Origin of the sequence: Pseudomonas sp. Ps21-P2 (genome assembly GCF_039672565.1) — a bacterium.
In the GTDB taxonomy this organism is placed as follows: domain Bacteria; phylum Pseudomonadota; class Gammaproteobacteria; order Pseudomonadales; family Pseudomonadaceae; genus Aquipseudomonas.
In genome coordinates this window covers 246,211-263,131 of sequence record NZ_JBDFPL010000006.1, presented here as the reverse complement: position 1 = coordinate 263,131, position 16,921 = coordinate 246,211, and the positions used below count along the sequence as shown (strand labels likewise).

15 protein-coding genes are annotated in these 16,921 nt (G+C 61.2%); 8 read left to right on the top strand and 7 right to left on the bottom strand.

What is annotated here, in order from left to right; translation table 11 throughout:
• Positions 1–17: 17 nt before the first annotated feature.
• The 4 genes from ABEH28_RS17130 (at position 18) to ABEH28_RS17115 (ending at position 4,861) form a co-directional block, all read left to right on the top strand.
• Positions 18–1,268 (top strand): MFS transporter, encoded by a 1,251-nt coding sequence (locus ABEH28_RS17130; RefSeq protein ID WP_346630632.1) that lies wholly within the window; start codon positions 18–20, stop codon positions 1,266–1,268.
• A gap of 209 nt (positions 1,269–1,477) precedes the next feature.
• On the top strand, positions 1,478–2,605 hold the full coding sequence (locus ABEH28_RS17125; RefSeq protein WP_346630631.1) for an acyltransferase: 1,128 nt from the start codon (positions 1,478–1,480) through the stop codon (positions 2,603–2,605).
• Positions 2,606–2,765: 160 nt separating this feature from the next.
• Positions 2,766–4,241, top strand: a complete 1,476-nt coding sequence (gene katB / locus ABEH28_RS17120) for a catalase KatB (RefSeq protein ID WP_244655949.1) — start codon at positions 2,766–2,768, stop codon at positions 4,239–4,241.
• A gap of 53 nt (positions 4,242–4,294) precedes the next feature.
• Positions 4,295–4,861, top strand: coding sequence for an ankyrin repeat domain-containing protein (locus ABEH28_RS17115; RefSeq protein WP_346630630.1), 567 nt, complete (start codon positions 4,295–4,297; stop codon positions 4,859–4,861).
• A gap of 146 nt (positions 4,862–5,007) precedes the next feature.
• Here the strand turns inward: ABEH28_RS17115 and ABEH28_RS17110 are convergent, their stop codons facing one another.
• From ABEH28_RS17110 to ABEH28_RS17080, 7 genes are all read right to left on the bottom strand, one after another.
• Positions 5,008–5,484 (bottom strand): NUDIX domain-containing protein, encoded by a 477-nt coding sequence (locus ABEH28_RS17110; protein WP_282371774.1) that lies wholly within the window; start codon positions 5,482–5,484, stop codon positions 5,008–5,010.
• A gap of 153 nt (positions 5,485–5,637) precedes the next feature.
• Positions 5,638–6,072 (bottom strand): GNAT family N-acetyltransferase, encoded by a 435-nt coding sequence (locus ABEH28_RS17105; protein ID WP_346630629.1) that lies wholly within the window; start codon positions 6,070–6,072, stop codon positions 5,638–5,640.
• A 143-nt stretch (positions 6,073–6,215) separates the two neighbouring features.
• Positions 6,216–6,737, bottom strand: a complete 522-nt coding sequence (locus ABEH28_RS17100; protein WP_346630628.1) for a cysteine hydrolase family protein — start codon at positions 6,735–6,737, stop codon at positions 6,216–6,218.
• 290 nt (positions 6,738–7,027) lie between these two features.
• On the bottom strand, positions 7,028–7,432 hold the full coding sequence (locus tag ABEH28_RS17095) for an META domain-containing protein (protein ID WP_346630627.1): 405 nt from the start codon (positions 7,430–7,432) through the stop codon (positions 7,028–7,030).
• A complete protein-coding gene (locus tag ABEH28_RS17090) occupies positions 7,429–7,866 on the bottom strand; it encodes a hypothetical protein (protein WP_065992852.1) in 438 nt (145 codons plus the stop codon). The genes ABEH28_RS17095 and ABEH28_RS17090 overlap by 4 nt, the downstream gene beginning before the upstream one ends.
• Before the next feature lie 85 nt (positions 7,867–7,951).
• The gene (locus ABEH28_RS17085; protein ID WP_346630626.1) at positions 7,952–8,938 is read right to left on the bottom strand and encodes a 2-hydroxyacid dehydrogenase; all 987 of its coding nucleotides are present in this window, start codon (positions 8,936–8,938) and stop codon (positions 7,952–7,954) included.
• A 177-nt stretch (positions 8,939–9,115) separates the two neighbouring features.
• Positions 9,116–11,869: a response regulator gene (locus ABEH28_RS17080; RefSeq protein WP_192172955.1), complete on the bottom strand. Its 2,754-nt coding sequence runs from the start codon at positions 11,867–11,869 to the stop codon at positions 9,116–9,118.
• Positions 11,870–12,199: 330 nt separating this feature from the next.
• Between ABEH28_RS17080 and ABEH28_RS17075 the strand changes: the two genes are divergently transcribed.
• The 4 genes from ABEH28_RS17075 (at position 12,200) to rlmD (ending at position 16,816) form a co-directional block, all read left to right on the top strand.
• Complete coding sequence (locus ABEH28_RS17075; RefSeq protein ID WP_346630625.1) at positions 12,200–12,946, top strand: response regulator transcription factor; 747 nt, start codon at positions 12,200–12,202, stop codon at positions 12,944–12,946.
• Positions 12,947–12,954: 8 nt separating this feature from the next.
• Entirely contained in the window at positions 12,955–14,331 is a 1,377-nt protein-coding gene (locus ABEH28_RS17070; protein WP_346630624.1) for a sensor histidine kinase, read from the top strand.
• 227 nt (positions 14,332–14,558) lie between these two features.
• Positions 14,559–15,461, top strand: a complete 903-nt coding sequence (gene cysM / locus ABEH28_RS17065) for a cysteine synthase CysM (RefSeq protein ID WP_192172864.1) — start codon at positions 14,559–14,561, stop codon at positions 15,459–15,461.
• A complete protein-coding gene (gene rlmD, locus ABEH28_RS17060) occupies positions 15,461–16,816 on the top strand; it encodes a 23S rRNA (uracil(1939)-C(5))-methyltransferase RlmD (protein ID WP_346630623.1) in 1,356 nt (451 codons plus the stop codon). Before cysM ends, rlmD begins: the two co-directional genes overlap by 1 nt.
• Positions 16,817–16,921: the final 105 nt, after the last annotated feature.

The following is a 16,921-nucleotide window of genomic DNA, read 5'->3' as shown; positions in this document are numbered from 1 at the left end:
ATTGGGAGATCTGTGCAATGACCGACCTTACATGCAATGCCGTACCCGACAGCCGTTCCCGCACCGGGCCGGATGTAGAACCTGCAACCCCCGCGTGGATGGCCGTGTTCTCGTTGGCCATGGGCGTATTCGGTTTGCTGACTGCCGAGTACCTCCCGGCCAGCCTGTTGACGCCAATGGCGAAGGAGCTGGCGGTGTCCGAAGCGCTGGCTGGCCAAGCGGTAACGGTAACCGCTGTGGTGGCACTGTTCGCGGGCCTGTTGGTGCCCGGCCTGACTCGCAGCATTGATCGCCGCTGGGTGCTACTGGGTTTTTCCACGTTGATGATCGCTTCCAATCTGTTGGTCGCGGTTTCCTCCAGTTTCGCGGTGCTTTTGGCGATGCGTATCCTGCTGGGCATCGCGCTTGGCGGGTTCTGGAGCATGGCGGCGGCGGTGGCGATGCGCTTGGTGCCGGGGGCCTTGTTGCCGCGAGCGCTCTCGATCATTTTCAGCGGCATCGCCATCGGGACAGTGGTTGCAGTCCCGCTGGGCAGTTATCTGGGCGGGCTATATGGCTGGCGCAGCGCGTTCTTTGCAGCGGCAGCGGTGGGGGTGGTGACCCTGGCATTCCACTCGTTCACGCTGCCGAGTCTCGCGCCACGCCGTCCGGCCCGTCTGAGTACGGTACTTGAAGTGCTGCTGCGCCCGGGCATCGCCATGGGGATGTTCGGTTGCGTGCTGGTGCACAGCGGCCACTTTGCGATGTTCACGTATATCCGGCCATTCCTCGAAGGCACGACTGGCGTTGGCCCGCAGGGGCTGTCGCTGATGCTGCTGGGTTTTGGTGTGGCGAACTTTGTCGGCACGTTGGTGGCGGGGTGGTTGCTGACTCGTCACCCGCTGGCCACCCTGGTGTTGATGCCCGCGCTGGTAGGCGTTGCGGCACTGGCGTTGGTCCTGTTGCCAGCCTCTGTGCCAGGGCAGGCCGTCCTGCTGGCGGTCTGGGGCTTGGCGTTTGGCGGTGTGCCGGTGGCGTGGTCGAACTGGGTCGCCAGCGCGGTCCCTGACCAGGCGGAAAGCGCCGGGGGCATGGTGGTGGCGTCTGTACAATCGGCCATCGCCACAGGCGCAGCTGCGGGTGGTGCCATGTTCAGCGTCGGTGGCAGCGCAGGCGTTTTTCTGGCGGCGGCCGTGCTGATGCTGCTGGCCGCGTTGCTGATTGCACTGCGTGTACGAGTTCCTTCGGCAGATGGCGCTGTGCTTAAAGGGCCAGCACTGCATTTGTGATTTGGCGCTCCAAGGGGCGCCGATCGGCCCTAGCGGCTTATCTCTGCCTAGATACCTGCGGCCCCGGGATTCAACTCGGTTACATCTTCGACCAACGCTCCTTGCACAAACCCATCCCTGCACTATGGTTCTGCCTGAGGTAGTACGCGACCGAACCCGATGGGTTGCTTTAGGCGCTTTCGAGCGATGGCAACCAATCGGGGGTTTACATGCAAGAAGTGACACGATTTCACGCGCTGGACAGCCTGCGCGGTCTCTGCGCAATAGCGGTCGTCCTTTATCACACCCATGTCGTCGGCAGCATCACGGAGTGGACGTTCTTCTCCAACGCCGACCTGTTCGTCGAGTTCTTCTTTGTCCTCAGTGGCTTCGTGATGGCTCACGCCTACGGCAGCAAGCCTCATCTGGACGTCAGCCACTTCCTGGTTTCCCGCACCTTTCGCCTGCTACCCCTGCATGTCTTCATGCTGGCGGTATTCATTGGCCTGGAATTTCTCAAATACGCCGCCTACAAAAAAGGTTTTTCCTTTAACCAGCCGCCGTTTACCGGCATCTATGCACCGTCGGAGATCCTGCCCAATCTCCTGCTGCTGCAAAGCTGGACGCACCTGACGGAAAACCTGTCATTCAACACCGCGTCCTGGAGCATCAGCATCGAGTACTGGACCTACATGGTCTTCGCCGCAACCCTGTTCATGGCGTCCACTCGCCGATACCTGCTGTGGACCGTCATCGCCCTCGGCGGATTTGCGCTGCTGTACAGCCAGATTGATGTACTGACCGTCTACGCGCAAAAAGGCCTGGGCTGTTTCTTTGCCGGGGCCTTGGCCTACGGCTTTTTCAACCGCCTCAGACGCTGGATTGCGCCGGGCTTTGCGCTGCTTAGCGTGCTGGAAGCCTTGGCAGCCATCTGCATCTGGTGGGTGCTGACCAGTGAGTTGCCGCAAAAGGTATTGGCGGCGAGCGCGGTGTTTTGCGTCACCATCGTGCTGTTTGCCTTTGATGGCGGGGCGCTGTCGCGGGTGCTCAAGCACGAATGCTTCGCCCGTCTGGGGCGGTGGTCCTACTCCATCTACCTGACCCATCTGGCCGTGCTGTTCTTCGTGATTTCGGCTTTTATGGTGGTGCAGAAAAAAACCGGTTTTGCTGCCGCGCCGATGCTGGATGACATCCGCTACCTGGACACCGGGCACGGCTGGTTGAATAACCTGATGGTGCTGCTGATTCTGGCGGTAGTCGCGACGATTTCCAGCGCGACTTATCACTATGTCGAGCTCAGAGGGCAAGCGCTGGGCAAGCAGCTGTTGCGGCGCAGGATGGTGATGCCCGTCGGTTGACCGTCAATATTTTTAAACCTATCAAACGCATAGCCAGAACTAATTCAGCAATCGCGGGCTCTAGCCGTAGGCTTTGACTCTCAGAACAACCAGAAAGAGAGAGTCCGCGATGTACTTACCCCGCTCCCATATTGCCGCCAGCCTGATTGGCGCGAGCCTGATGGTCAGTTCTGCAGCGTACGCTGACACCCTGACCCGCGACAATGGCGCCGCCGTTGGCGATAACCAGAACTCCCAGACTGCCGGCCCAAACGGTCCGGTCCTGCTGCAAGATGTGCAGTTGCTGCAAAAACTCCAGCGCTTTGATCGTGAACGCATTCCAGAGCGTGTCGTGCATGCTCGCGGTACTGGCGTGCATGGCGAATTCGTTGCATCCGACGACGCCTCCGATCTGAGCAAGGCCACGGTCTTCCGCAAAGGCGAGCACACCCCGGTGTTCGTGCGGTTCTCCGCCGTTGTCCACGGCAATCACTCCCCTGAAACCCTGCGTGACCCGCGCGGCTTTGCCACCAAGTTCTACACGGCCGACGGCAATTGGGACCTGGTCGGTAACAACTTCCCGACGTTCTTCATCCGCGACGCGATCAAGTTCCCGGACATGGTCCACGCCTTCAAGCCTGACCCGCGCACCAACCTGGATGACGATTCGCGACGTTTCGATTTCTTCTCCCACGTCCCGGAAGCCACGCGCACGTTGACCTTGCTGTACTCCAACGAAGGCACACCCGCCAGCTATCGCACCATGGACGGCAACGGCGTACACGCCTACAAACTGGTGAACGCCAAGGGCGAAGTCAACTATGTGAAGTTTCACTGGAAAAGCCTGCAGGGCCTGAAAAACCTCGATCCCAAGCAGGTCGCTGAAGTGCAGTCCAAGGACTACAGCCACCTGACCCACGATCTGGTGGGCGCCATCAACAAGGGTGACTTCCCGAAATGGGACCTGTACGTCCAGGTGGTCAAGCCTGAGGACCTGGCGAAGTTCGACTTCGACCCGCTGGACGCCACCAAAATCTGGCCCAATATTCCCGAGCGCAAAATCGGCCAGATGGTCTTGAACAAGAACGTGGATAACTTCTTCCAGGAGACCGAGCAGGTCGCCATGGCGCCCGCCAACGTCGTCCCGGGTATCGAGCCTTCGGAAGATCGCCTGCTGCAAGGCCGAGTATTTTCCTACGCGGACACCCAGCTCTATCGCGTGGGGCCTAACGTGTTGAGCCTCCCGATCAACGCGCCACGGGTCAAGGTCAACAACGGCAACCAGGACGGCCCGCTCAATACCGGGCACACCACGACTGGCGTGAACTACGAGCCAAGCCGACTCAATCCGCGTCCAGCGGTTGAAGAGGCGCGCTACAGCCAACTGCCACTGTCCGGCAGCACACAACAAGCCAAGATCCAGAAAGAGCAAAACTTCAAGCAGGCGGGCGACTTGTATCGTTCCTACAGCGAGAAGGACCGCAAGGACCTGATCCAGAGCTTTGGTGAATCCCTGGCGACCACCGATACCGAGAGCAAGAACATCATGCTGTCGTTCCTCTACAAGGCAGATCCGGAATACGGCACTGGCGTGACCAAGGTTGCCAATGGCGATCTGGCCAAGGTCAAGCAACTGGCCGCTGCACTGCAGGACTGACCGATCACCCCGACCCGTTTGCACGGCGGGTCGGGGTTTCTGGAGGACATCACATGCGCAGAACCCTTTATGTGTTGCTGCTGTGTCTGGCGGCGGGCGTGGCCCAGGCCAGCCCATCCGATAGCGGCACCGCTGCCGACACTGCCGGCGACACCCAGGCGCAACTTCGGGAGCTGTTTTTCCAGGCTGCCCGAGACGGCCGCCAAGACATGCTCAACGAATTCATCGACGCAAAGTTCGACCTGAACGTACAGGACGAAAAAGGCTACACCGCCCTGATTCTCGCCGCGTACCACGGCCAACAATCGACCGTCACCCAACTGCTCAATGCGGGCGCTGATCCCTGCGCTAAAGATTTAAGGGGCAACACGGCGTTGATGGGGGCGATCTTCAAAGGCGAACTCAGCATCGCTCGCCAACTGGTCGACGCCAATTGCGCGCCCGATCAACGCAATAACGCGGGTCAGACCGCCGCCATGTACGCGGCGCTGTTCCATCGCAAGGATGTTCTTGACGCACTGGCAGCCAAAGGCGCGGATCTCAATGCCACTGACGCCATGGGCAACAAGGTGCAAAACCTGGAGCGCGGCGAATTCCAGCCGTTGTCGTCGAACAGGTGACGGATGCAAAACGCATCCGTCAGCCCAGCCAGCCTCATCAAACAACACCCAGATGGCTCTGCCGATGCACGAAATTGTGGAAGCGAGCTTGCTCGCGAAGATGCCAAGGAGTTTGAGCTCAAAGAAACATTGCATGCCGCGCTCATTCAGTTGGGAACAGCTTGGCCAATGGCGCGCGACCATAGTTGATCAACACTGAGAAGACATTCCGCATTTGCGCCGTAAGTCAGCAATGGCAGCGCCTCGGTAAGCCGAAGCCAGCGAAATGATGTGTGCTCCGCTGAGAGGACGGGATCTTCCATGCCCGAAACATCTACAGTAAAGACGCGCTCCTCTACTTGCTGAGGCTCCGCACCATAGTGCTTTCGCCATTGCTCCTTGATCGGATAGTGGTGACTGAAGCCGGAGTAGATTGGGCTGTTGATGCGCAGCTCAGTTTCTTCGAACACTTCGCGAACTGCCGCGTCCTGGAAGCTTTCCTGATCTTCAAGCGCGCCCGATATGCCCTGAAAGAACGCTGGCAAGTCTAGATCGTTGCGAGCCGCACGCTGGAAAATCAGATACTGGCGTTCGCCTCCCAAAGAACGGGTCAGAAAAACGTGGACTGAGTAAGCACGTCGCATTGAAGTTTTCCTGGGCAAATGCTGGGTGTCGAACGCGCGTTTAGCTTTGCCAGGTTTTGGGTCTCTCACCTGTGCAACAGTGCAGCCTTTGTGCGTGCGAGCGTAGAGCATAAATAGCTTGATCTGGTTAAGGTGACTCGGGCAAGTCGCGCCTCAAGCACCACTTTCCGGATTCAGTGTTTTCAAAAGTGTATGGCGACTCCAAGGCCCGCAGTATCCGGGAAGATGCGCAACGATTCGGTAACCGCAGCGTTTATACCAGTCAGCCACCCCGTCATCGAGGGTCTCAATGAGTGCTTCCCGGCATCCACGGGCCAGAGCCAGCGCCTCAAGTCGGTGCAAAAGCTCAGTGCCGAGTTTCCGCCCTCGGCAAGCGGCGTCTACCCACAGGTAATTGATAAAAAAACGTCGGAATTCGGTACGGCCCGTCACACCGCCTATCAAGATTCCATCTTCCAACACTATGCATGCGATAGGGTTCGCTACGCCGCCCCGTTCACGGGATAAGTTCTGACCGTGTTTTATAACGCCCTCCGACACGGCCTGCAGTTGCTGCTCGCTAATGCGGCATGTTTGCCATTCCTTCATGTCATTTCCTTATGTCCGTTGTATCAACATTCCGTGCAAGTGCCGTTCCTATCGGCGCTCGATTGGCTGTTTATGACCGCTAACGGGTTGTGGCAAGGACAGCGCCAAGGGCAGATTGACGCTGGCAGGGCCGATCAGGGGAGTTAACTAAAACTCCATTCCTCAGCCTGGACCACTCGGCAGAATGGTCCACCTAACGTCGCATTATGGTGGGCAACGATGGCCTCTGCTGTGAGTCCTGGAGTATCGGAACAGGTGTGTCCGTTTGCGATGAGGACAGCATCAAATCCGCAATCGCGGGCGGCGCGGCACGTACTGTCTACGCAGTATTGAGTTTTCATGCCTGTAACGACGACGCCGTCACACTCGCGCTCACGTAGCAGAGTTGCCAGGTCAGTCTGAGCGAAGGCGTTGGGGCGTTTTTTCTCGAAAATGACTTCGTCACCCATCAGCTGTAACTCCTGGACAAGCTCGGTGAGCGGGCTGCCCGGCTCAATTGGAGACCCTGCTGGACCTATATGGCGGGCAAGAAAGATGGGGGCTCCTGTTGCTCGGGCACTCCTCATGAGTTCATTCAATGTATTGATAAGCGCCGGGACGCCCCAAGGTTTGTCCGGGCCATGAACAAGCCCTACCTGCATGTCGAGAATCAGAAGTGCATACATGTGCGTTTCCTTACGTGGGTGCCAGCAAAACCGGGGCAAAAAAAAGACCCGATCCATTGCTGGCGGGTCTTTTGGGATTGTGTGCTGGTTTAATTCACACAACCTCTCGCGACCCACCAGTGGCGGTCGTGAAGGTTGTGGTTGATTCGAAGCGTGGCGTAGTCATGAGCCCGAAGTTAACGTTGTCGGGACGGTCTTGCAAGTGAACATGCTCAGGATGAATGTCATTTCCACTGCCGCTTCACGCCATGTCGCGGGGCAAGCCACGCTCCTGCAAATGCCAGTCAGCCTCAGTCCTCTTCCAGCCAGAACCGCAACGGTTTGCCCTGGGCAGGCCACAACCGCAGTTGCTCAATGGGCGACACATCCCACCGCTGCACCTTGCCCATCGCTTCAAGGAACCGGTGTTCCTGCTCCATCAGCGCAGGCGCGCACAGTTTGCGGGTGCTGCCGACCGGGCCGAACGTGATCGCATTGCCCTGCAACTGGTACGACGCGAACCAGTGATTGCAGCCAGCGTTGCCGTAGGCGCGGCCGTCGTTACCGAGGGTCATGGTCAGGTGGCTGTTGTCGATCAACGGACGTTCACCGATCCACTCCAGCACGTAACCGTGGTCCTGCTTGAGGGCAGGGGGTTTGGTGGCGCAACCTGCCAGCAGCGTGGCCGCCAGCAGTGTCAGCAAAAGCGGTTTCATGCGGCTTTCTTCGCGCAGGCAGGGCAGAGGTGGTTCTCGCCGACGACCTTCCAGCCCAGTTCCTCGATGCGTGCGGTGGCGGCAGGCTTGAGGGCTTTTTTGCCGTCCTTGCCGTCGACCATGAATTCGATGTCGCGCTCTTTGCCGCAGTCGTTGCAGTTCACTTTCCATTGATGGATCGCCAACTCGGTGAACGCCGGGCCATTGGCAACGGCGACCCATTGACCGGTCGGGTTGATCAGGTGACGGACTTTTTCCACGTTCAAGCGCATGAACAGCTCTTTGCTGCCTTTGACGGTGACCAGCAGCACGTCGTCGGGCTTGATCGAGCCGCCGTTGCCGGTGACCTGGTAGCGACCGACGGCCAGGCTGCGGCATTCGATCAGGGTGTGTTGCGGGGTGAGCATGCTGTAACGGAAATCGTGTTCGGCCATGGGGGTCTCCAAATAGGCGCGCATGCTAACACTTTAGAGAGGGGATTCTCGCTGCCGACCGGCCCGGGATCGGCAGAGAACGCGCTCACTGCACCAGATTCTGCGGGCTGCCCGCCGCCCAACCGGTGATGTTATCCAGCGTAGTCTGGGCGATGGCGCCGAGGGCTTCTTTGGTCAGAAACGCCTGATGAGCGGTGATCACTACATTGGGGAATGTCAGCAGTCGCGCCAGTACATCGTCCTGCAGCGGCAGGTCCGAGCGGTCTTCGAAAAACAGCTGCGCCTCCTCTTCATAGACATCCAGCCCGAGGTAACCCAGCTGACCGCTTTTGAGCGCGTCGATCAGCGCCGGCGTGTTTACCAGCGCGCCGCGCCCGGTATTGATCAGCATCGCGCCATGCTGCATGCGCGACAGCGAATTCGGGTTGATCAGGTGCCGGGTGTGCTCGTTGAGCGGGCAGTGCAGGCTGATGATCTGCGCTTCGGCGAGCAATTCGTCGAGGGGCAGATAGCGGGCGCCCAGTGCCTCGACCAGCGGGTTCGGGTACGGATCGTAGGCCAGCAGTTGGCAGCCGAAGCCGGCCATGATCCGCGCGAACGTCGCCCCGATCTGCCCCGTGCCGACCACGCCGACGGTCTTGCCCACCAGATCGAAACCGGTCAGGCCGTGCAGGCTGAAATCGCCGTCGCGGGTGCGGTTGTAAGCACGGTGCAGATGGCGGTTCAACGCTAGGATCAACGCCACCGCATGCTCGGCCACGGCATGGGGCGAGTAGGCCGGAACCCGCACGACGCTCAGGCCGAGGCGCTTGGCGACGGCGAGGTCGACGTGATTGAAACCGGCCGAGCGCAGGGCGATCAGCTTGGTGCCGCCTGCGGCCAGTTGCTCAAGAACCGGCGCGCTCAGGTCGTCGTTGATGAAGGCGCAGACCACCTCGTACTGATCGGCCAGCGCCACGGTGTCCAGGGTCAACCGCGCGGGCTGGAAATGCAGTTCGATGTCCGGCGCGATTTGCGCGCCGAGAAAGCTCTCGCGGTCGTAGGTCTGGCTGCTGTAAACAAGCGTGCGCATGGTTATTCCTTTATAGATGGGCCTGCAATGTCGCGTCGAACGTAGGATTTAGGCACCCCGCATCCACTGTAGGAGTGAGCTTGCTCGCGAAGGCGTTCTGTCAGTGCCTCGTTTGACCTGACCCACCCTCGAACCCTGCAGCCTATCCATCACAGAACAAAAAACCAGTGACCCAGATCAAGCACTCACACGGGCCTCGGTTTCGAGGCGGTTGATCGCCTTCTCCAATTCATCCAGTGCCTTGTCGCTGTCCGCCGATTCCTGCTTCAGCAGGGTCTCGCTGCGTTGACAGGCCGCGCGCAATTGCGGGACGCCGCAGTAACGGGTCGCGCCGTGAAGGCGGTGGACGCGTTCGATCAGTGCGACGTTGTCCCTGGCCTCGCGGGCAGTGAGGATGGCTTCGCGGTCGGTGGCGAGGGAGGCCAGCAGCATCGCCAGCATGTCCGCCGCCAGGTCGGCTTTCCCCGCCGCCAGCCGCAGCCCTTCCTCGTGATCGAGCACCTGCAAATTGATACCGCCCTGGGCGATTTCGACGTGCCGCTCCGGCGCCTGATTGCGCAGCGCCAGTCCGGTCCACTTCAGTACCACCTGCGCCAGTTGACGTTCGCTGATCGGCTTGGTCAGGTAGTCGTCCATGCCGCTCTGCAACAGCGCGCGCTTTTCGTTGGCCATGGCGTGGGCGGTGAGGGCGACGATCGGCAGCGACGAGGCCTGACGTTCGCTCTCCCAGCTGCGAATTTCTTCGGTGGCCTGACGCCCGTCCATGCCCGGCATCTGCACGTCCATCAGCACCAGATCGAAGGGTTCATCCTGCACCGCTTGCACCGCCGCATAACCACTGTCGACGGCCTTGACTCTGGCGCCCATGTCTTCGAGCAAGGTCTGCACCAGCAACAGGTTCGCCGGGTTGTCGTCCACACAGAGAATGCGCGGCGGCCGGCTCGACAGCGGCTCCGGCACCTCGTTGCGCAGTTGCTTGGGCTGAATCAATTCCGACAGCGCGCGGCGCAACTTGCGCGTACACGCCGGCTTGGCCTGCAACTGGTTGTAGGCGTCGGGCACGGAAAATTGATACAGCGCCTGTTCGGTGGTGGGGCACAGCACCAGCACTTTGCAATTGAGGTTTTCCAGGTCCCAGATCTGCTGGCGCAGGCGCTCGGGCGGCAGCTCGTGGGCAGTCACGCCGAGCACGGCCATGTCGATGGCGTGGGGCGTCTGGTGCACCACCGTCACGCCATTGATGAGGTTTTCCAGATTGTTGAAGACCATCGGCTGCAGGCCGCAGTCTTCCAGTTGATGTTCAAGGGCCTGGCGCGACAGGTCGTGATGCTCCAGCACCGCCACGCGCCGGCCCAGCAGCGGCGGGGCGGGCAGGTCTTCGAGGTCGTCGCGGGTTTTCGGCAGCGTCAGGCTGATCCAGAATTCCGAACCTTCGCCGGGCGTGCTCTCGACGCCAATCTCACCGCCCATCTGCTCGACCAGCCGCTTGGAAATCACCAGCCCCAGCCCAGTGCCGCCGGAGTGCCGCGACAGCGAATTGTCCGCCTGACTGAACGCCTGAAACAGTGCGCGCACGTCCTGACTGGAGAGGCCGATGCCGGTGTCCTGCACGCTGATGCGCAGTTGCACGGTGGTGTCGTGCTCCTCCTCCAGCATCGCCCGCGCCACGATAGTGCCTTCGCGGGTGAACTTGATCGCGTTGCTGACGAGGTTGGTCAGGATCTGCCGCAGGCGCAGCGGATCGCCCACCAGCGACAGCGGCGTGTCGCGATAAACCAGGCTCACCAGCTCCAGCTGTTTGGCGTGGGCGGCGGGGGCGAGAATGGTCAGGGTGTCCTGCAACAGGTCGCGCAGGTTGAACGGAATCGCGTCGAGGACCAGCTTGCCAGCCTCGATCTTCGAGAAATCCAGAATCTCGTTGATGATGCTCAGCAAGTTGTCGGCGGATTTTTCGATGGTGCCCAGGTAATCGTACTGGCGCGGGGTCAGTTCGCTTTTCTGCAACAGGTGGGTGAAACCGAGAATGCCGTTGAGCGGTGTGCGGATTTCATGGCTCATGTTAGCCAGAAACTCGGACTTGATCCGGCTGGCTTCCAGGGCTTCCTTGCGCGCCAGGTCCAGCTCGATGTTCTGGATTTCGATGGTTTCCAGGTTCTGGCGCACGTCTTCGGTGGCCTGCTCGATGCTGTGCTGCAATTCTTCCTGGGCGTTCTGCAACGTCGCCGCCATGCGATTGATGCCCGAACCGAGTTCGTCCAGCTCGTAACTGCCCATGGGCGGAAGTCGCGCTTCCAGATTGCCATCCTTCAGTTGAGCGACGACGTGTTTGATCTGAGTGATCGGGCCGTTGATGGTGCGGCTCATGCGCAGCGATAGCATGGCGGTCAGGCCGAGGCCGATGACAATCAGGATCAGGCTGGCAAACAGGCTGCGATAACCGCGCAACAGTGTGCCGTTGTGGGACAGTTCCAGCTCGACCCAGCCCAGCAGACGGTCAGCTTCGGCGGGCACGACATCGCCGGTCAGATGACGGCTGCGCCCGAACACCGGCATCAGGTAGCGGGTGGCATCATTTTCCGAGCGCTGCAGCATGTGCGTGCTGTTACCGATGGGGGCCTGGTTGATCATGCTCGGGCCGGCATGGGCCAGCATCGCGCGGTCGGCGTCAAGGAACGACACCGCGCGCACGTCGGCCTGTTCCAGCACCTGCCCGGCGATGCGTTCGAGCATGGCCTGATCGCCGCTGGCCAGCGCGCCGGCGGACAGCGGCGCCAGCTCGTTGGCAATCATTTCGCCACGCTTGAGCAACTGGGTCTGCAACTCGGTCAGTTGCATCCAGGTGAAATAACCCCCCAACAACGCCGCCATCAGGCAGGCCGGGAGCAGGGTCAGCAGCATGACGCGGCCTTTGATGCCCACTTTTCTCAGCACACTTATTCTCCACCAACCCGGCACGAATTCAGGCAATTGCTGCGCCAATGCAGCGTGTGACGCGCAATCACTGCGCAGTGTAGTCATTTGCGCTTCATGCACACAGTGGGACTGGCGCGCGCACACCTGATGGAAGTGGACACTTCCCTTGTAGGACTGCCTTTGGCCGGGAAAGCGGCAGTCATCACACCGCAGATTTGATGGCGCCCAAACTGGCCTCTTCCCGGCTGAAGCCGGTCCTACTAAAGAACGCATCGCCGGCAGGCCAGCATTGCCCCGTCGCGCGCAATCTTGAATAATCCGCGTCTTGAGAATCACTCGCAGACGCCAATGACTCCCGCCAGCATTCAACGCCCCCATATACTCGCCATCGAGGACGATGTCGTGCTCGGCGCATTTGTCCACGACCAGCTGGATCGCTGCGGGTTTCAGGTGACCTGGTGCCAGAACGGCGCCGAAGGACTGGCCTGCGCGCAACGCGAACCCTTTGATGTGGTGCTGATGGACATCCTGCTGCCGGGCATGAACGGCCTCGACATCCTCACCCATTTGCGCCGCCGCCACACCGTGCCGATCATCCTCATGTCCGCCCTCGGCGCCGAGGCCGACCGCATCACCGGCTTCCAGAACGGCGCCGACGATTACCTGCCCAAACCCTTCAGCGTCGATGAGTTGCGCGTGCGCATCGAAGCGATCCTGCGCCGGGTCGAGCTGGAACGACGTTTCCATGCCCTGACCGCCAACGAGCCCGATGCCGGCGTGGAGAAGCCTGAAGAAGACGGCCTGACCTTCGACGACGGGCGCTGCGATGTGTTCTTCGCCGGTAACCCCGCGCAATTGACCGGCAGCGAGTACCGCCTGCTCGATACCCTTTGGCGCAATCAGGAAGACGTCCTCAGCAAGGCCTTCCTCTATCAGCACGTCCTGCAGCGCGGCTATTCCCAGCACGACCGCAGCCTGGACATGCACATCAGCCAGATTCGCCGCAAGCTCAAGGCTGTCGGCTATCAGGCGCGGCAGCTGCGCACGGTCTGGGGCAAAGGCTACGTGCTGACGGCGGCGGTGCAGGATGCCTGAGGTGTCGAATGGTTGAGCCGCGCAAACGGATGCCTGGCCGGCATTCGCTGTTCTGGAAACTCGCGGTTCTGCTGGTCGGCTTCTGCCTGCTGATGATCTGGCTCAGCTGGTATTGGGGCCGCTACATCGAGACCCGCAACGCCTATCTGAATGCCGAAGCCCATCAGGTACTGAACGACTATGCGGCGCAGGCCGAAAGGGCGTGGAACAGCGGCGGCCAGCGCGGCATCGACGAATGGCTGAAACAGGTCCGTCTGCAGGAAACCGGCTGGGTCGGGGTGATCGGCAGCGACTTGCAGTCTCTTGGCAGCACGCCGCTGACCCGCGAGCAGTCGCAACGGCTGACGTTCATGCGCGGCATCGACTGGCCGATGAGCACGCGGCAGAAGACCGTGCCCTGGCTGAAGATCGCGTTTCCCGGCAACCCGGAAGCGGGGAGTCTGGTGATCGAACTGCCCGAGCGCTTCAAGCCGGGCCGTTACGCGTGGGTCGGGCAAATCCTGACCAATGTGCTGATTCCCGCGCTGTTTACCTTGCTGCTGTGCGTTGGGCTGTATCGCCTGCTGATTCGTCCGCTGAACCAACTGCGCGAACAGGCCAACGCGTGGCGCGCCGACCGATTGTCGAGCCGACTGTCGCCGCAAATGACCGAGCGACGCGACGAGCTGGGCGAGCTGAACCGCGCCTTTGATCACATGGCCGCGCGCCTGCACTCGACGGTGCAGGTTCAACAGCAGTTGTTGCGTGACCTCTCCCACGAACTGCGCACGCCCCTCAGTCGCCTGCGCGTGGCCTGCGACAGCGAGCAAACCTTGCCCGAATTGCGCGAGCGCCTTAGCCGGGAAGTGGACGGCATGCGCCGCCTGGTCGACGACACCCTGCAACTGGCCTGGCTCGACACCGAGCGCGAAAAGCTCCCCGGCGAAGACATTCAGGTGGTGGCGCTGTGGGAGATGCTGGTGGACGACGCCTGTTTCGAAACCTGCTGGCCGTCCCGTCAGTTGCGCTGCGATTTGAACAGCGAATGCTGGGTCAGTGGCCATCTCAACACCCTGGCTCAGGCGCTGGAAAACATTCTGCGCAACGCCATCCGCCATTCTCCGCCCGAGGGCATCGTGCGCCTCGACGGTCGCCGCGATGGGGATGACTGGCTGTTGTGGCTGGAAGATCAGGGCGGCGGGATCGACGAGGGCGATCTCGAGCGTATTTTTGCGCCGTTCATCCGCCTGGACGGCGCTCGCCCTGGTGACGGTGGTTTCGGGCTGGGGCTGAGCATCGCGCGCAATTCGCTGCGCCTGCAGGGCGGGGACTTGTGGGCCGAAAACACGGGGCAGGGCTTGAGAATGATCATGCGTTTGCCGGCCCGAGGGACGCGACCTTTTTAGGAAGCGCCTCGAGGTCCAGGCGCCGCTGTATTGGGCGAATAACGCGGTCCCACAGGTTTTTCAGCGGCAGGGCGATGGCGTGTTATCCCGGATATCTCCGGTTCGCCTGTGCAGAAATCCTCTGCCTTATTCCATTCAGCGATAACCCCCTCACTTTGCGTGATATGGGCTGGCAACGATTGCCGGTATGATAGGCGACCCCCGCACGTCTGGATCGCGAAAACGCCATGACCCTGCAGTATCCAACCATCGCCGATTGCGTCGGCAACACCCCGCTGGTGCGTCTGCAACGCATGGCCGGGAACACCAGCAACACGTTGCTGCTCAAGCTCGAAGGCAATAACCCAGCCGGTTCCGTGAAGGACCGCCCGGCGCTGTCGATGATTACCCGTGCCGAATTGCGCGGGCAGATCCACCCCGGCGATACCCTGATCGAAGCCACCTCCGGCAACACCGGCATCGCCCTGGCCATGGCCGCGGCGATCAAGGGCTATCGCATGATTCTGATCATGCCCGACAACTCCAGTGCCGAGCGTAAGGCCGCCATGACAGCCTATGGCGCCGAGCTGATTCTGGTCAGCAAGGAAGAGGGCATGGAAGGCGCCCGTGATCTGGCCGAGCGCATGCAGGCGGAAGGTCGCGGCAAGGTACTCGACCAGTTCGCCAATGGCGACAACCCGCAGGCGCATTACGTCGGCACCGGCCCGGAAATCTGGCAGCAGACCGGCGGCACCGTTACCCATTTCGTCAGCTCCATGGGCACCACCGGCACCATCATGGGCACCTCGCGTTTCCTCAAGGAACAGAACCCGAACATCCAGATCGTCGGCCTCCAGCCTATGGACGGCGCGTCTATTCCGGGCATTCGCCGCTGGCCGACCGAATACCTGCCGAGCATTTATCAGGCCGACCGTGTCGACCGGATCATGGACATGGGCCAGGCCGAAGCCGAGGACGTCATGCGTCGTCTGGCGCGGGAAGAAGGCATTTTCTGTGGCGTTTCGTCGGGCGGCTCGGTGGCCGGGATGCTCCGGCTGTCCCAGGAAGTTGAAAACGCGGTGATGGTCGCGATTATTTGTGACCGCGGCGACCGTTACCTGTCGACCGGCGTCTACGATGCGCCCAACTGATGGCCAAGCGTGATGCAGGCCTGCGTTTCCAGCCCAGCGGCGGCACCCGGGCCACGCAGGTTCCTACCGGTAAAAAACAACGCCTGACCATCGAGCGGCTGGCCAACGACGGTCGCGGCATCGGTTTCGTTGAAGGCCGCACCTGGTTTGTCATGGGCAGTCTGGCTGGCGAAGAGGTCGAGGCCCGCGTGCTCAATGCCCACGGCAAAGTCGTCGAAGCCCGCACTGAGCGGGTGTTCCAGGCCAGCCCGATACGGCGCCCGGCAGCGTGTCCGCATTTCGGCCGTTGCGGCGGTTGCAGCACCCAGCACATGCCCCACGCCGAACAGCTCGCCCTGAAACAGAGCATGCTCGCGGAGCAATTGAGCCGCATCGCCGGGGTCGAGCCGGAGCAATGGGCCGCGCCGCTGACCGGCGAGGAATATGCCTACCGTCGTCGCGCCCGCGTCGCCGTGCGCTGGGACGTCCGCGCCAAACGCCTGGACGTCGGATTCCGCGCCGCGGCGAGTCAGGACATCATCGCCATCGAACAATGCCCGGTGCTGGTACAGGCCTTGCAACCGATCATGACGTCGCTGACGCCCATGCTTCGCAGCCTGAGCAAACCTCAGGCGCTGGGGCATGTCGAGCTGTTCAGCGGGTCGGCCAACGCCGTGCTGCTGCGCCACACTGCGCCGTTGCTTGAAAGCGATCTGGCAATTCTCAAAGCATTTTGCGAAACCCATGACGCGCAGCTGTGGTTGCACGGCGAAGGCGAGCCACACCCGGTCGACCCTTCCGCGCAACTGGGCTACCGCCTGGAACCGTGGAATCTGTCCCTGGCCTATCGCCCCGGCGACTTCGTGCAGGTCAACGCTCAGGTCAATACCGCGATGATCGAACAGGCCCTGGACTGGCTCGCGCCCGGCAAGGACGAACGAGTGCTGGACTTGTTCTGCGGGCTTGGTAACTTCGCTCTACCGCTGGCGCAAATGACGCGCGACGTGGTGGCCGTGGAGGGCGTCGACGCCATGGTTCAGCGGGCGACGGCCAATGCTGCCAGCAACGGTTTGAACAACGTGAAGTTTTATCAGGCCGATCTGTCGCAGCCACTGGACAAGGCGGCCTGGGTGGCGGAAGGTTTCGCCGCAGTGCTGCTCGATCCGCCGCGTGACGGTGCGTTCGAAGCAGTGGGCAAGCTCAAGTCACTGGGCGCTCGGCGCGTCCTTTATGTGTCGTGCAACCCGGCTACGCTGGCCCGCGACACCGTTGAATTGATCAAGCAGGGCTACCGTTTAAAACGTGCCGGAATCCTCGATATGTTCCCGCAGACAGCGCATGTCGAGGCGATGGCGTTATTTGAAGCGAGCAAGTGAGGCGGCGGCCCAGGAAACGCCGATGCCTTACACGGAGTCTCGTTTAATCCGACTGGCCCGCGCGTACGCGACCTTGCATGGCCCGCAAGGCGCACGCGCTCAAGA

What these genes read in the sequence shown, in the direction of transcription:
- ABEH28_RS17100 (WP_346630628.1), bottom strand. Translation starts at nt 6,737, where the DNA reads ATGTATGCACTTCTGATTCTCGACATGCAGGTAGGGCTTGTTCATGGC.
- katB (WP_244655949.1), top strand. Translation starts at nt 2,766, where the DNA reads ATGGTCAGTTCTGCAGCGTACGCTGACACCCTGACCCGCGACAATGGC.
- ABEH28_RS17075 (WP_346630625.1), top strand. Translation starts at nt 12,200, where the DNA reads ATGACTCCCGCCAGCATTCAACGCCCCCATATACTCGCCATCGAGGAC.
- ABEH28_RS17130 (WP_346630632.1), top strand. Translation starts at nt 18, where the DNA reads ATGACCGACCTTACATGCAATGCCGTACCCGACAGCCGTTCCCGCACC.
- cysM (WP_192172864.1), top strand. Translation starts at nt 14,559, where the DNA reads ATGACCCTGCAGTATCCAACCATCGCCGATTGCGTCGGCAACACCCCG.
- ABEH28_RS17110 (WP_282371774.1), bottom strand. Translation starts at nt 5,484, where the DNA reads ATGCGACGTGCTTACTCAGTCCACGTTTTTCTGACCCGTTCTTTGGGA.
- ABEH28_RS17095 (WP_346630627.1), bottom strand. Translation starts at nt 7,432, where the DNA reads ATGAAACCGCTTTTGCTGACACTGCTGGCGGCCACGCTGCTGGCAGGT.
- ABEH28_RS17090 (WP_065992852.1), bottom strand. Translation starts at nt 7,866, where the DNA reads ATGGCCGAACACGATTTCCGTTACAGCATGCTCACCCCGCAACACACC.
- ABEH28_RS17115 (WP_346630630.1), top strand. Translation starts at nt 4,295, where the DNA reads ATGCGCAGAACCCTTTATGTGTTGCTGCTGTGTCTGGCGGCGGGCGTG.
- ABEH28_RS17105 (WP_346630629.1), bottom strand. Translation starts at nt 6,072, where the DNA reads ATGAAGGAATGGCAAACATGCCGCATTAGCGAGCAGCAACTGCAGGCC.
- ABEH28_RS17085 (WP_346630626.1), bottom strand. Translation starts at nt 8,938, where the DNA reads ATGCGCACGCTTGTTTACAGCAGCCAGACCTACGACCGCGAGAGCTTT.
- rlmD (WP_346630623.1), top strand. Translation starts at nt 15,461, where the DNA reads ATGGCCAAGCGTGATGCAGGCCTGCGTTTCCAGCCCAGCGGCGGCACC.
- ABEH28_RS17125 (WP_346630631.1), top strand. Translation starts at nt 1,478, where the DNA reads ATGCAAGAAGTGACACGATTTCACGCGCTGGACAGCCTGCGCGGTCTC.
- ABEH28_RS17070 (WP_346630624.1), top strand. Translation starts at nt 12,955, where the DNA reads ATGGTTGAGCCGCGCAAACGGATGCCTGGCCGGCATTCGCTGTTCTGG.